Origin of the sequence: Streptomyces sp. NPDC058877, assembly GCF_042742855.1 — a bacterium.
GTDB lineage: Bacteria > Actinomycetota > Actinomycetes > Streptomycetales > Streptomycetaceae > Streptomyces.
In genome coordinates this window covers 1-12132 of record NZ_JBHYMF010000195.1, presented here as the reverse complement: position 1 = coordinate 12132, position 12132 = coordinate 1, and the positions used below count along the sequence as shown (strand labels likewise).

General features: G+C 71.7%; 13 protein-coding genes. 6 read left to right on the top strand and 7 right to left on the bottom strand.

Annotated elements, in window-relative coordinates; genetic code table 11:
- Positions 1 to 19: 19 nt before the first annotated feature.
- Entirely contained in the window at positions 20 to 532 is a 513-nt protein-coding gene (locus ACFW2Y_RS30080; protein ID WP_384885433.1) for a GNAT family N-acetyltransferase, read from the bottom strand.
- A 130-nt stretch (positions 533 to 662) separates the two neighbouring features.
- Positions 663 to 1769 carry a permease gene (locus ACFW2Y_RS30075; protein ID WP_384885431.1) on the bottom strand — a complete coding sequence of 369 codons (1107 nt, stop codon included), beginning with the start codon at positions 1767 to 1769 and terminating at the stop codon, positions 663 to 665.
- 399 nt (positions 1770 to 2168) lie between these two features.
- On the opposite strand from ACFW2Y_RS30075, the gene ACFW2Y_RS30070 reads away from it, so the two are divergent.
- The 3 genes from ACFW2Y_RS30070 (at position 2169) to ACFW2Y_RS30060 (ending at position 4315) form a co-directional block, all read left to right on the top strand.
- Positions 2169 to 2498 carry a metalloregulator ArsR/SmtB family transcription factor gene (locus ACFW2Y_RS30070; RefSeq protein WP_229832930.1) on the top strand — a complete coding sequence of 110 codons (330 nt, stop codon included), beginning with the start codon at positions 2169 to 2171 and terminating at the stop codon, positions 2496 to 2498.
- A 107-nt stretch (positions 2499 to 2605) separates the two neighbouring features.
- Entirely contained in the window at positions 2606 to 2905 is a 300-nt protein-coding gene (locus ACFW2Y_RS30065; protein WP_384885437.1) for an ArsR/SmtB family transcription factor, read from the top strand.
- Positions 2906 to 3097: 192 nt separating this feature from the next.
- Entirely contained in the window at positions 3098 to 4315 is a 1218-nt protein-coding gene (locus ACFW2Y_RS30060; protein WP_384885435.1) for an MFS transporter, read from the top strand.
- Between the two features lie 193 nt (positions 4316 to 4508).
- On the opposite strand, the gene ACFW2Y_RS30055 is transcribed toward ACFW2Y_RS30060, so the two are convergent.
- Entirely contained in the window at positions 4509 to 4928 is a 420-nt protein-coding gene (locus ACFW2Y_RS30055) for an arsenate reductase ArsC (RefSeq protein ID WP_384885429.1), read from the bottom strand.
- 226 nt (positions 4929 to 5154) lie between these two features.
- Here ACFW2Y_RS30055 and ACFW2Y_RS30050 point away from each other — a divergent pair, with 226 nt between their 5' ends.
- The 3 genes from ACFW2Y_RS30050 (at position 5155) to ACFW2Y_RS30040 (ending at position 7679) form a co-directional block, all read left to right on the top strand.
- Positions 5155 to 5463 carry an ArsR/SmtB family transcription factor gene (locus ACFW2Y_RS30050; RefSeq protein WP_384885428.1) on the top strand — a complete coding sequence of 103 codons (309 nt, stop codon included), beginning with the start codon at positions 5155 to 5157 and terminating at the stop codon, positions 5461 to 5463.
- Positions 5460 to 6545 carry an ACR3 family arsenite efflux transporter gene (gene arsB / locus ACFW2Y_RS30045; protein ID WP_384885426.1) on the top strand — a complete coding sequence of 362 codons (1086 nt, stop codon included), beginning with the start codon at positions 5460 to 5462 and terminating at the stop codon, positions 6543 to 6545. Before ACFW2Y_RS30050 ends, arsB begins: the two co-directional genes overlap by 4 nt.
- Positions 6546 to 6620: 75 nt before the next feature.
- A complete protein-coding gene (locus tag ACFW2Y_RS30040; protein WP_384885424.1) occupies positions 6621 to 7679 on the top strand; it encodes an ArsO family NAD(P)H-dependent flavin-containing monooxygenase in 1059 nt (352 codons plus the stop codon).
- A gap of 68 nt (positions 7680 to 7747) precedes the next feature.
- On the opposite strand, the gene ACFW2Y_RS30035 is transcribed toward ACFW2Y_RS30040, so the two are convergent.
- From ACFW2Y_RS30035 to ACFW2Y_RS30020, 4 genes are all read right to left on the bottom strand, one after another.
- On the bottom strand, positions 7748 to 8110 hold the full coding sequence (locus ACFW2Y_RS30035; RefSeq protein ID WP_384885422.1) for an ArsR/SmtB family transcription factor: 363 nt from the start codon (positions 8108 to 8110) through the stop codon (positions 7748 to 7750).
- A gap of 244 nt (positions 8111 to 8354) precedes the next feature.
- Positions 8355 to 9224: a potassium channel family protein gene (locus tag ACFW2Y_RS30030; RefSeq protein ID WP_384885421.1), complete on the bottom strand. Its 870-nt coding sequence runs from the start codon at positions 9222 to 9224 to the stop codon at positions 8355 to 8357.
- On the bottom strand, positions 9221 to 10567 hold the full coding sequence (locus ACFW2Y_RS30025) for a nicotinate phosphoribosyltransferase (RefSeq protein ID WP_384885419.1): 1347 nt from the start codon (positions 10565 to 10567) through the stop codon (positions 9221 to 9223). Before ACFW2Y_RS30025 ends, ACFW2Y_RS30030 begins: the two co-directional genes overlap by 4 nt.
- A gap of 49 nt (positions 10568 to 10616) precedes the next feature.
- The gene (locus tag ACFW2Y_RS30020) at positions 10617 to 11681 is read right to left on the bottom strand and encodes an Acg family FMN-binding oxidoreductase (protein ID WP_384885418.1); all 1065 of its coding nucleotides are present in this window, start codon (positions 11679 to 11681) and stop codon (positions 10617 to 10619) included.
- Positions 11682 to 12132: the final 451 nt, after the last annotated feature.

The window sequence follows — 12132 nt, the reverse complement described above, 5'->3', positions numbered from 1 at the left end:
CCCTGGTGACCGGCATCCGTCATTCGACCACGGGGCTGCGGCGCTCCACGAGCAGGACGTCGCGCCAGACGCCGTGGTGGCGGGCCACGCGCTCCCGCCGGCCCAGCATGCGGAACCCCACGGACTCGTGCAGGGACAGGCTCGCCGCGTTCTCAGGGAAGATGCCCGCCTGGATCGTCCAGATCCCCGCCTTCTCCGTGGAGACGATCAGCGCCTCCAGAAGCGCCCGTCCCACGCCGGCTCCGCGCGCCGTGGGACAGACGTATACGGAATGCTCGACGACCCCCGCGTACGCGGGTCGGGTCGAGACGCGCGACACCGCAGTCCAGCCGACCACCCGCCCCCGCTGACCCAGCGCCACGAACCGGTGCGCCGTCAGCTTCGCGGTGTCGAACGCGCTCCACGGCGGCGCGGTGGTCTCGAACGTGGCGTTGCCCTCGTCGATGCCCTGCTGGTAGATCGCCATGACGGCCGTCGCGTGGTCCTCGGTCATTGGGACCAGGGTGAGGTCCGGACGCGGGGGTGTGGTCATGAGTGCTCCTTGCCTCGGTGCGCTCCCGCAGGCGGGGTGCGCACGGTGTTCGTCAGCGGGTACGGCGACGCTCCTGCGGCGTCGGGGGACGCCGCAGGAGCGTGGGTGGGGGGTGAGGAGGAGTACGGGGTCAAAGCAGGGGCAGCGTGACGAGGCCGATGCCCACACTGCCGAGGAAGCCCACGCCGAGGTAGAAGGCGAAGACCTTCGTCTTGACGACGCTCTTGACGGCCACCATGGCCGGGATCGTCGTGATGGCACCGCCGAGGAGGAAGGTGACGCCCGCTGCCGCGACCATGCCCTGCTCCAGAAGGCCCTCGACGACCGGGATGGCGCCGACGCCGTTGAGGTAGAGCGGGACGCTGAGGAACCCGGCGACCAGGACGGAGACGACGCCGTCCGTACCGAGGATGCCCGAGACGAGATCGGTGGGTACGTAGCGCACGATCAGGGCCTCCAGGACGATGGCCAGGAGCAGCCACTTGCCCAGGATCAGCGAGTCGCTGACGATCTCCTTGAGGATCTCGCCGGCGTGGAGGTTCTTGACGTCGCGCCGCACGAGTACGCGCCACGGAGTGTCGTCGTCGCCCGCGTCGTTCCGCGCGGCGGTGGAGCAGCCACCGGCCGCGGGCTCGGCCTCCTGGGGGGAACCCCCACAACCCCCCGCAGCGCCACTGCCTCCGACGGTCACGGTCTCGGGCACGGTCGCCTTCGCGGTCGAGCAGGCGGGTTCGGACACGGCCGCCACCTCCTGCGAACAGCTCTTCTCAGGTGCCTTCTCCTCCGCGGAGCCGAGCAGCGGATCGGCGAACCGGCCGCGTCGTTCCAGTGCCAGGACGATGAGGCCCGCGCCGAAGCTCAGCACCAGGGCACCGATGAGGCGGGCGGTGGCGACGGGGAACCCGAGCTGGGCGGCGGAGAGCGCATAGATCTCCGGGTCCATGGACGGGGAGGCGATCCAGAACGACATCACCGCCGAGAGCGGGACGCCGGCTATCAGGAAGCGGCGGATCAGCGGGATCACGGTGAAGGAGCAGAAGGGGCTGAACGCTCCGATGGCCGTGACGATGGCGATGCCGAGAACCCCCCTGCGCCCGTGGGCGAAGCTGCGGCGCGCGACCACATCGATCGACAGACGCTGTACGGCGATCCCCAGGACGACGGCGAGCAGGAACCACGGGAGATAGTGCAGCACCTCGAACAGGATGAACAGGCCAAGGGCCCGCAATTCGTCCACAGGTGAACCTCTCTGAGACGGTGACACATGGGGGGAGCGGCGCCGTGAAGTGACGAACGGGAGACGTGGCGAGCCGCGGGGGAAGGCTTGAGCAGCATCCCCTTCTATCGAATATCGATGATAGGCGATTAAAGAGAACGAGGGCAATGGGGATCAGGGACCCTCGTCGCGTTGAGGGGATCCGCCCCGTCCCTCCGGTGGAGGTCGCCCGGAAATGGGGCTTGTTCCCCAGGTCATACCGATGTGGATGCGCCCCGAGTGGCGTATGTACAGTCACCCGTGCTGGCGGTGTCGCGTGCACGTGAGGCGTCGACGGGACTGTGTGTGGCCGTCGCGGCCCTTCCTTGTGCGGAACGAACCTTGCCGTCACGGGTGGCCATCGAATAACATCGATGGATCATGAGCGGTACGATGAATGCCCAGCTGATCGACCGGACCACGGCCGAGTCCTACGCCACCTGGTTCAAGGCCCTCTCCGATCCCACCCGCGTGCAGATCCTCAATCTCCTCGCGCTGGCGACCGGCCCGATGAGCGTCGGAGAGATCGTGGACCGGATGGGCGTCGGACAGTCGACGGTGTCCCACCACCTGAAGCTGCTCGCCGACGTGCGGTTCGTCCTGCGTGAGCGCCAGGGGACCTCGATGCTCTACTCCATCAACGTCGCCTGCGTGGCGTGCTTCCCCAGTGCTGCCGACGCCGTCATGGGTCGCCCTGCGGCCTCTGCGTGAGGGGCGGAGCCTTGACCAGGTCGACCCCGCGCACGTCCGGTGCGCGCACTTCCGTCTGCTGTCCGCCCATCGTGACCGCCGCGCTGTCCGAAGGGGACGCCGAGATCATGGCCGCGATGTTCAAGGCGCTGGCCGACCCCGTCCGGCTCCGCCTCCTGTCCAGAGTGGCATCGCACCCCAACGGCGAGGCGTGCGTCTGCGACATAGCGGACGTGGGCGTCTCCCAGCCCACGGTCAGCCACCACCTCAAGAAGCTTCGGGAAGCGGGCCTGCTCACCTCCGAGCGGCGCGGCACCTGGGTGTACTACCGCCCGGCGCCCGGCGTCCTGGCCTCGTTGGGCAGGTTCCTCGCCGACACCGAGAAGGTCGGCGAGGAAGACCTCCCCCTGGTGGCCCGGGTCCCTTGACGTTCGACGTCGCCACTCCTGGCCCCGGGCAGCAGTGCCGGTTCTGCCGTGGCCTGCCTGCTTGCATCCGCATGCCCGCGCTCGACCGGGGCGGTCGACGTGCGGTCTGCGACGTTCCGCGAGGCCGGTGGCACGCCGGGCCCCGCGGCGACGGCCGACGCGCTCACGCGTGCCGATGTTGCTGACCTCTCGATGACCGACCCCCACGCCCCCGGAGCTGCGACCGGAGCGGGTGACCGGTCGCGGCCCCGCGCCGTCCTGCCTGCGCTCTGTGCCACCCAGATCACCAGCTGGGGCATCGTCTACTACGCCTTCCCGGTCCTGAATCCCCAGATCACCGCCGACAGCGGTTGGTCCACCGGCGCCACGATGGCCGCGTTCTCGCTCGCCCTGGTCGTCTCCGGGGTCGCCGGAATCGGTGTGGGGCGCGTCATCGACCGCCGCGGCCCGCGCACGGTCATGACGGCAGGCTCCGTGGTCGGGGTCCTGAGTCTGGTGATCGTGGCCCTGGCGCCGAACCTGCCGGTGTTCTTCGGCGGCTGGCTGCTGGGCGGGTTCGCCATGGCGGCCACCTTCTACCAGCCCGCGTTCGCCGCACTCACCCGCTGGTGGGCGCCCGATCACGTCCGAGCCCTCACGATCGTCACCCTCGCCGGCGGCCTCGCCTCCACCGTCTTCGCCCCGCTCACCGCCGTCCTGGCCGAGCAACTGTCGTGGCGCGAGACCTATCTGGTGCTGGCGGTGGTCCTCGCTGCCGTCACGATTCCGGCCCATGCGATCGTCCTCAGGCCTCCCTGGCCCCCGGCGACGCCCTCATCGGCCTCCACGGACGCGAGCCCCGGCGCCGTGGCCCGAAGCCGACCGTTCCTCCTGCTCGCGATCGCGTTCACGCTCTCGGCCTTCGCGATGTACGCCGTCGTCGTCACCCTCGTCCCCCTCCTGCTCGAACGCGGGTACACGACGGCCCAGGCGGCCTGGGCCCTCGGCCTCGGCGGCGCGGGCCAGACCCTCGGTCGCACCCTCTACGCCCCGCTGGCCCGCCGTACCGGTGCGACGGTCCGCACCGCAACCCTCATCGCACTCGGCGCCCTGACCACGGCGGCTCTCGCCGTCACGCCGGGCCCGTACGGCCTGGTGGTTGCGGCGTCGATCGCTGCCGGCGCGGTCCGCGGCAACCTCACTCTCCTCCAGGCGACCGCGATCACCGACCGCTGGGGCACGCGCCACTACGGTCGACTCTCCGCGATCCTCAGCGCCCCGGCCATGACGGCCGCGGCCCTCGCGCCCTTCGCGGCAGCCGCCCTCGCATCGGTTCTGGGAGGCTACCCGGAGTTGTTCGGAGTGCTCGCCGGTCTCGCGGCGGCGTCCGCCTGCGTGGCCACGGCGACGTCCGTACGCGGCGAGAGCTAGGTCCGATCCCGATCAACGGTTTCGTGCGGTCGGGCCGCCCCTTCCCGCCACGGACGGACGGGCAGTGCCTGGTGCGGCGCGTCGCCCCGGGGAGGGGCCGACCCCCGCCCGTCAGGTCCGCCAACGTGACGGACGGGAGTCGGTGTTCGGATTCCGCCGCCGCCCTCGTGCGGTGCGGTGGCGGATCAGGGGGTCATGCCTCCTGTCGTGCGTCGATCTCGGCGATGAGGCCCTCGATCAGGGTCTTGATGCCGTCGCGGATCGGACGGACGGCTTCGATGCCCTGGCCGGCCGGGTCCTCCAGGGGCCAGTCGAGGTACTTCTTGCCGGGGAACACCGGGCAGGCGTCGCCGCAGCCCATGGTGATGACGTAGTCCGAGGACTGGACGGCCTCGGTGGTCAGCACCTTCGGCTTCTGGTCCGAAATGTCGATGCCGACCTCCTGCATCGCCGCGACCGCTGCCGGGTTGACCCGGTCGCCCGGGAGCGAACCCGCGGAACGGACCTCGACGCGGTCGCCCGCCAGGTGGTTCAGGAATCCTGCGGCCATCTGGGACCGGCCTGCGTTGTGGATGCAGACGAAGAGCACGGAGGCGAGCGGGGCGGTGGTCATCGGTTCTTCCTTCGGGCAGGGGCAGGGGCAGGGGCAGGGGGCGGGGAAGCGGGCTCGGAGGCGGGGAGCGGCGTCCGGTCGGGCGGTGGTGCGGTCGACGTCCGTGGCGAGCCGGGCCCGAGGCCGGGAGGCGGCGGTGCGCCCGTGGGAGGGGAAGACCTCCCGGGTCTCCCGAGAGATCAGCTCCAGCTGGTATCAGCGTGAAGTGATGTGAGAGTATCAGTCCATGATGACGTCAGTCGATGCTGACCTGATCCGGGTTCTGGCTGACCCCCTCAGGTTGCAGATCGTGACCCTGCTCGCCCGCGAGACCCTCTGCACCACGCACCTCGTCGAGGAGACGGGCGCCAAGCAGACCAACCTCTCCAATCATCTGCGCGTGCTGCGCGAAGCGGGCGTCGTGGACACCGAGCCCTGTGGCCGCTTCACGTACTACCGCTTGAAGCCCGACGTCATCGCCGCCCTCGCCGGTCGCTTCGCCGACCTGGCGGAGTCCGCCCGTACCGCCGCAGAGAACAAGAGAGCCTGTCCGTGACATCCACCCAAACGCCCGCCCCACCGGCGGATTCCTCGGTCGTCGGGAAGCTGTCGACGCTCGACCGCTTCCTCGCCGTTTGGATCCTGATCGCCATGGGGCTCGGGCTCGGCCTGGGCCGTCTGGTGCCCGGGCTGAACGACGTGCTGGCAGCGGTCGAGATCGGCGGCATCTCCCTCCCCATCGCCGTCGGCCTGCTGGTCATGATGTATCCGGTGCTGGCCAAGGTCAGGTACGACCGGCTCGACGCCGTCACCGGCGACCGGAAGCTCATGGTCTCGTCGCTCGTCATCAACTGGGTCCTCGGCCCGGCGATCATGTTCGCCCTCGCCTGGGCGTTCCTGCCGGACCTGCCCGAATACCGAACCGGCCTGATCGTCGTGGGCCTGGCGCGCTGCATCGCCATGGTGATCATCTGGAACGACCTGGCCTGTGGGGACCGCGAGGCGGCTGCCGTGCTCGTCGCCCTCAACTCGGTTTTCCAGGTCATCGCCTTCGGCGTCCTGGGCTGGTTCTACCTCGAACTGTTGCCCGGATGGTTGGGCCTCGGCGAAGGGGAGGCGCTCGACATCTCGGTGGGGAAGATCGCCCTGAACGTCCTCGTGTTCCTGGGCGTCCCCCTGGCTGCCGGCTTCCTCACCCGTCGGATCGGCGAGAAGCGGATGGGCCGGGAGTCGTACGAGGCGAGGTTCCTGCCGAGGATCGGCCCGTGGGCGCTCTACGGGCTGCTCTTCACGATCGTGATCCTCTTCGCCCTCCAGGGGAAGACCATCACGTCACAGCCGCTCGACGTCATGAGGATCGCACTGCCGCTCCTCGTCTACTTCGCTGTCATGTGGTTCGGCACCTTCGCCCTCGGCAAGGCGATCGGCCTCCCCTACGACCGCACCGCAACGCTCGCCTTCACGGCCGCCGGGAACAACTTCGAGCTCGCCATCGCCGTCGCCATCGCGACCTTCGGCGTCGCCAGCGGCCAGGCCCTCTCCGGCGTGGTCGGCCCCCTCATCGAGGTTCCGGTCCTGGTCGCGCTCGTGTACGTGTCACTGGCCTGGCGCAGGAAGTTCGCCCCCGTCGGACAGTGACCCCACCGAGCCGCTACGCTGCGCCTCGCTCCTCCGAGGGAGCGGGGCGCAGCCGTACGAAGGGAAGCCGGGGAGATGAACGGGACCTGTGACGTCGTCGTGGTCGGGGGCGGTCAAGCGGGACTGGCCGCCGCCTACCACCTGCGTCGTCTCGGAGTCCTCGACCTCGCCGTCCTGGATGCCGCACCCGTGCCGGGCGGCGCCTGGCGGCACGCCTGGGACTCGCTCCGCCTCTTCTCGCCGGCCGCGTACTCCTCGCTGCCCGGCCGCCTCATGCCGCCGCAGCCAGGAGCCGTCTATCCGGACGCCGCCCACGTCGTCGAGTACCTCACCGACTACGAACGGCGTTATGAGATCCCCGTCCACCGCCCCGTCCGGGTGGAGGCGGTCCGCCGCGACGGCGAGCGCCTCCGCGTCGAGACCGACCGGGGGACCTGGCGCGCCCGCGCCGTCGTCAGCGCCACCGGAACGTGGTCGCGGCCGTTCCTCCCGTCGGTCCCGGGGCGTGACGCCTTCCAGGGGCGCCAGCTCCACACCGTCGGGTACCGCACTCCCGGCGAGTTCGACGGAATGCGGGTCCTCGTCGTCGGAGGAGGGAACTCGGGAGCGCAGATCGCCGCTGATCTGGCGCCCGGCACCGAGCTCACCTGGGTCACCCGGCGACCCACGCGGTTCCTCGCCGATGACGTCGACGGCCGTGTCCTCTTCGACCGTGCCACCGCCCGCCGCCGTGCCCTCGACGAGGGGCGCGCCGATACCGGGGGAGTGGCCTCGCTCGGTGACATCGTCGCGGTGCCGCCGGTGCGGGAAGCCCGTGACGCCGGGCTCCTCAAGGCGCAACCGATGTTCGCGCACCTGACGCGGACCGGGGTCGAGTGGGCTGACGGAACGACGGTCGACGTCGACGCGATCATCTGGTGCACCGGTTTCCGCCCCGCCCTCGCCCACCTCGCTCCGCTCGGCCTCCGGGGCCCCCGTGGACACGTCCCCACCCGGGGTACGGAAGCCCTCGGGGAACCCCGGCTCCACCTGCTCGGCTACGGCGATTGGACGGGGCCCGCCTCGGCCACCCTGGTGGGTGTCGGCCGTCCTGCCCGGGAAGCCGCCCGGAGCATCGCGGCCCTGTTGCGGTGAGGCGTTGACGGCCCCGAGACGAGGAGCTCGGGCGCCCCGGGGACGTGACGTGACGTGACGGGGCGTGGTCAGGTCGAGGCGGCCTTGGTGAGGAGGGCCCCCATGGTCGCGAGGACGGTGGGTTCGACGCGGTAGTACACCCAGGTCCCGCGCCGCTCGGAGGTGAGCAGGCCCGCTTCCCGGAGCTTCTTGAGGTGGTGGCTGACCGTGGGCTGGGAGACGCCCACGTCCGCTATGTCGCAGACACAGGCCTCGCCGCCCTTGTGCGAGGCGACGGAGGAGAAGAGCCGCAGTCGGACCGGATCGCCCAGCGCCTTGAACATCACGGCGGTCCGCTCGGCCTCCTCGGCGGTCAGCGGCCGCTCGCTCAGGGGCGGACAACAGGGCGGCATCTCGGACCGGAGTGCGGGGAGTACCGTCTCGTTCGACATGCATCTATGTTGACACATGTCGAATCAAGGGTCGTTGCCCCGTGGGGGGGCGAGTGCTGGAACGGCGACCGGTACCGCATCGGCGGGAGTGCCGTCCGTGCGCGCCGACCCGACCTCGAACGGATCCTGCACGGTCGCCCGCCCCACCCGGTGGTGGTCGTCGACCGGTACGGCTCCGCGCAGCGACCGGACCGCCTCCCGGACCCGCCGAGCCCGTTCACCGCCGCACCTCCGAGGACCACCGTCAGGGAGAGCGGCCGTGATCGGCGGCATAACGGGCGAACACCCGCTCGGGTGGGTCCCCGGTGCGCAGGAAGCGCTCGTCGAGCACGGTGGACAGGTCCTCCAGGGCCGTCCGCAGGATCGATGCGGCGAGCCGGACGTCCGGGTGACGGGCCCGACCCGCCAGGTCCGCCAGCTTCAAGGTCCAGGGGAGTTGCGCGGCCAGCGAGACGCTCTCGTCCCCGTCGTAGAAGTAGTACGACTCGGCGTACTGGAGGAAGTCCACGGTCGCGGTGGAGAGCGCCGCCGCGAGGCCGTCGAGGAGCGCGGCACCCCCGGCGGAATCCAGGGCGGGGACGGGAAGCCGACTGCGGCGCACATGGGAGAGCCGCAGGGCCAGCGCCCTGCGGCGGGCGAGGGCCGGGTAGACGCCGAGGATCCAGGCGACGGTCGCCGACAGCAGCGCGAAGCCCACGAGGGCCTCCATCGGGGCGAGGACCCGCAGCCACCCCGAGGTCGGTGCGATGTCACCGAGGCCGAGGGTGGTCAAGGTGACCAGGGAGATGTACAACGCGTCGAGCGGATCGGCATGTTCGGCGGGGTCGAGCCCCGTGGCGTACGAGAAGCCGTCGGGCATCTGCGGCCAGTAGAGCAGGGCCCACCCGGCGGTGAGGGTGAGCGCCCAGACGGCGACGACCGTCACCATGCCCAGCGGTCCCGCGAGGCCGATCGGCCGCCGGCGCGTCCCGCGGTGGGCCGACAAGCGCCACACGCCCCGCATCACCAGTCTGCTCAGTCCGCCGTGTCGGGTGGGATGCCAGATGGTGTGGAAGACGTCGCGCAGGATGAGCAGGATCAGGGCCGCTCCCGCCAGGACGGGCAGCCAGGTCATCCCGGGACCGTCCGCCCACCACCCGTCCGCCGCTCGATGCGGTGACGGACGACCGTGGTCAGGGCCGTGAGCCGGGTCGACGCCACGGGGACGGGGGGAACCGGGTCCTCGACGCGCCGTGCACCTTCCGGCAGGGCCGCGACGTCGGCCTCGAAGCGGGCGCGGGCCGCCGAGAGGAGGTCGGGCGGATCCGTGCGCAGCCCGCCGCGCATCACGGTCCGCAGCAGCGGGTCCGTGCCCTCGGGGCGCTCCTCGTTCGCCAGGCCGATGACGTCCCGACAGCCCGGACCGCGGAAGACCTGCTTGGGGCCCGGCGCCGTCAGCTTCGCCGGCGAGAGCTTCATGACGGGCCTCCCGTCGTACTCGACGAGCTTGTAGGCCGCGTCCAGGTACGGGGCGTCGGCGCTTGTGCCGACCTTCGTCCCCACGGCGTACGCGTCGATCGGTGCCCCTCCGCGCACGAGCCGGTCGACACCGTACTCGTCCAGGCCGCCGCTCGCGATGATGCGGACGTCACGCAGGCCCGCCGCGTCGAGCGCGGCACGCGCCCGGTGGGCGAGCGCGCCCAGGTCGCCGCTGTCGAGCCGGATCCCGCACCCCGGGCCGAGCCCGAGGTCCGTGAACACGCGGGCGGCCGTCACCACGCCCCGGTCCGTGTCGTAGGTGTCGACCAGGAAGGTCACCGGGCCCGGATGGGTCCTGGCGAAGGCCCGGAACGCCTGCTCCTCGGAACCGAAGGCCTCGACGAAGGAGTGCGCCATCGTGCCCGCCGCCGGGATGCCGTATCGGCGTGCCGCGGCGACGTTGCTCGTTCCGGCGAATCCCACCAGGGCACACACGCGGGCCGCCTGCCCTCCCGCCTCCGGTCCGTGCGTCCGGCGCAGCGAGAAGTCCACCAGGGGGCGCCCCGCCCCCGCCAGCACGCACCGGGCCGCCTTCGAGGCGACCGCGGTCTGGTGGCAGACCAGGGAGAGCAGGTACGTCTCCACCAGCTGGGCCTGCGGCAGCGGTGCGGTCACCTCCAGGAGCGGCTCACCGGCGAACACGAGCCGCCCCTCGGGAACCGCGCGGACCTCCCCGTCGAAGGACAGGCCGTGCAGCGGAGCCAGATCCTCCGCGGGCCGCCGCAGTGCCGCCGCGAACTCCTCCACGTCGGACCCGCTCACGCGGAAGCGCGACAGGTGGTCGAGGACCGGTTCGAGCCCGGCCGCGACGAGGAACCCGCGCCCCGGTGGCAGGTCGCGCACGAAGAGGCTGAAGGTGGCGGGCGCCCGCATGTCCTCGCGCAGGTACGAGAGCGCCATGGTGACCTCGTACAGGTCGGTGGTGGTGACCTGGGACATGCTTCGAGCATGCGCGGCCGGGAGGCGCCCCGCACGTTCCCCGTCGCGATCAGGCGAACCGCAGCACTTCGGAGGCGTCGCGCCGGGGCGTGGGCCGGCCCCGGGGGCCGTATCCCAAGCGGATCGCCAGATGGACGTAGCCCGTCGCGGACACCGGGTCCCGGGTGAGGCAGCGGAGCTCCGGCCGGGTGAGGGGCTGCGACACCAATGAGGTCGACAGCCCGTCCAGAGTGGCCTGGAGCAGCACCCGTTGCATCGCCTGGCCGGCGTTCAGCCATTCCTCCGGGGTGTCCCCGGCCGTTCCGAGCAGGGCTATCCGGGAGTTCCTCCCGAAGCGGGCCGGGGCACGGCCGACGAGCCGGCGCAGCGGATCGACCTCCCGGACCGCAACCGCACCGCCGTACGCCCGCGGACCCGGCGTGATCGAGGGGACCGGTTCGGCCACGGCGCTTCCCGCTGACGTCTCCGCACGGGCACGGATGGCGAGCTCCGCGTGCGCGGACGCACCCGCCGCCCGGAACAGCTCCGCCACACGGACGAGACCGAGGACGGCATCGGCGTGCCATGCCCCCTGCACGACCAGTCGACAGCCCTCCAGGACGGCCGCTCCGCACAGCCCCTCCAGGACCCGCGCGGGTACCGGCTCCTTCGTGAACGGGGATTTGCTCGTGTGCCGCTCGCGCAGCGCGGGCCGGAGCGCGGCCAGGGCGTCCGTCCGGTGGTGTGCCGCCTGCATGCTCACATCGGCCAGGTGCCACGGGTCCGACGGATCGGGCAGCAGCCGCACTTCGGGGCGCAGACCGCGGTGCGCGGCGGCGACCCGCAGACAGAAGAGGGCGGCGCCGCAACCGAGGTGCACCGCGCGGTGCTCGGGGTCCTCGCGCGGCATCGCGCGCGCAGGGTCACCGTGCAGCTCGACGGTGCCGCTGGAGGCCCGGTGGACGAACCTCCACGGTTGGGCGTTGCGCATCGACGGCGCGGTGACGGCGTCCTCGACCAGGGAGGTCACGAGCGTGCGGGACAGCTCGACGGCGATCGCGGTGCGCCCGGCGCGCACCGCGGCCGGCCGGACGGGGAAGGGGGTCGTCGGGTCACCGGGCTTCGGGGTTCTCATCGCCGTACCTCCTCGTCGAGCGTCCGTGGCGCGGGGCGTCCCCACGGCACCACCCTCCGGTCCCGGGCGCCGGGACACGAGGGCCGAACGGACCCCGGCCGGACCCGAACGGACCAGGGTCGGCCCCCGAACGGACCCGGGCCGGCCCCGCGGCGCGGGGCTTCACCGGAAGGTGCCCCCGCGCCGAATGACGGCGGGCGGGCCCGGAGGCCACCCCGAAGGAGGCGGGAGGAGCACCGGGCCCCGGCGGTCGGCGGCACGGAGCCGGCGGGACCGCAGCACCCGGTGGTCGACCGGCCGGCCGACCACCGGAGCCAACGGCGGGAGCCCCGCCCGGAAGTCCCGTCCCGGCCGGATCCCGAGGGCCGGTTCCGGCGTAGCCTTTTCTTTTTGATTCAGCTGGAGGGCGAGACGTTTTTGTTGTGCCGCAGTTCCGTGAGGTTGAAGGTGA

Coding starts and splice junctions, on each gene's coding strand:
- ACFW2Y_RS30080 (WP_384885433.1), bottom strand. CDS start 532: ATGACCACACCCCCGCGTCCGGACCTCACCCTGGTCCCAATGACCGAG.
- ACFW2Y_RS30070 (WP_229832930.1), top strand. CDS start 2,169: ATGAGCGGTACGATGAATGCCCAGCTGATCGACCGGACCACGGCCGAG.
- ACFW2Y_RS30065 (WP_384885437.1), top strand. CDS start 2,606: ATGGCCGCGATGTTCAAGGCGCTGGCCGACCCCGTCCGGCTCCGCCTC.
- ACFW2Y_RS30060 (WP_384885435.1), top strand. CDS start 3,098: ATGACCGACCCCCACGCCCCCGGAGCTGCGACCGGAGCGGGTGACCGG.
- ACFW2Y_RS30055 (WP_384885429.1), bottom strand. CDS start 4,928: ATGACCACCGCCCCGCTCGCCTCCGTGCTCTTCGTCTGCATCCACAAC.
- ACFW2Y_RS30050 (WP_384885428.1), top strand. CDS start 5,155: ATGATGACGTCAGTCGATGCTGACCTGATCCGGGTTCTGGCTGACCCC.
- ACFW2Y_RS30040 (WP_384885424.1), top strand. CDS start 6,621: ATGAACGGGACCTGTGACGTCGTCGTGGTCGGGGGCGGTCAAGCGGGA.
- ACFW2Y_RS30035 (WP_384885422.1), bottom strand. CDS start 8,110: ATGTCGAACGAGACGGTACTCCCCGCACTCCGGTCCGAGATGCCGCCC.
- ACFW2Y_RS30030 (WP_384885421.1), bottom strand. CDS start 9,224: ATGACCTGGCTGCCCGTCCTGGCGGGAGCGGCCCTGATCCTGCTCATC.
- ACFW2Y_RS30025 (WP_384885419.1), bottom strand. CDS start 10,567: ATGTCCCAGGTCACCACCACCGACCTGTACGAGGTCACCATGGCGCTC.
- ACFW2Y_RS30020 (WP_384885418.1), bottom strand. CDS start 11,681: ATGAGAACCCCGAAGCCCGGTGACCCGACGACCCCCTTCCCCGTCCGG.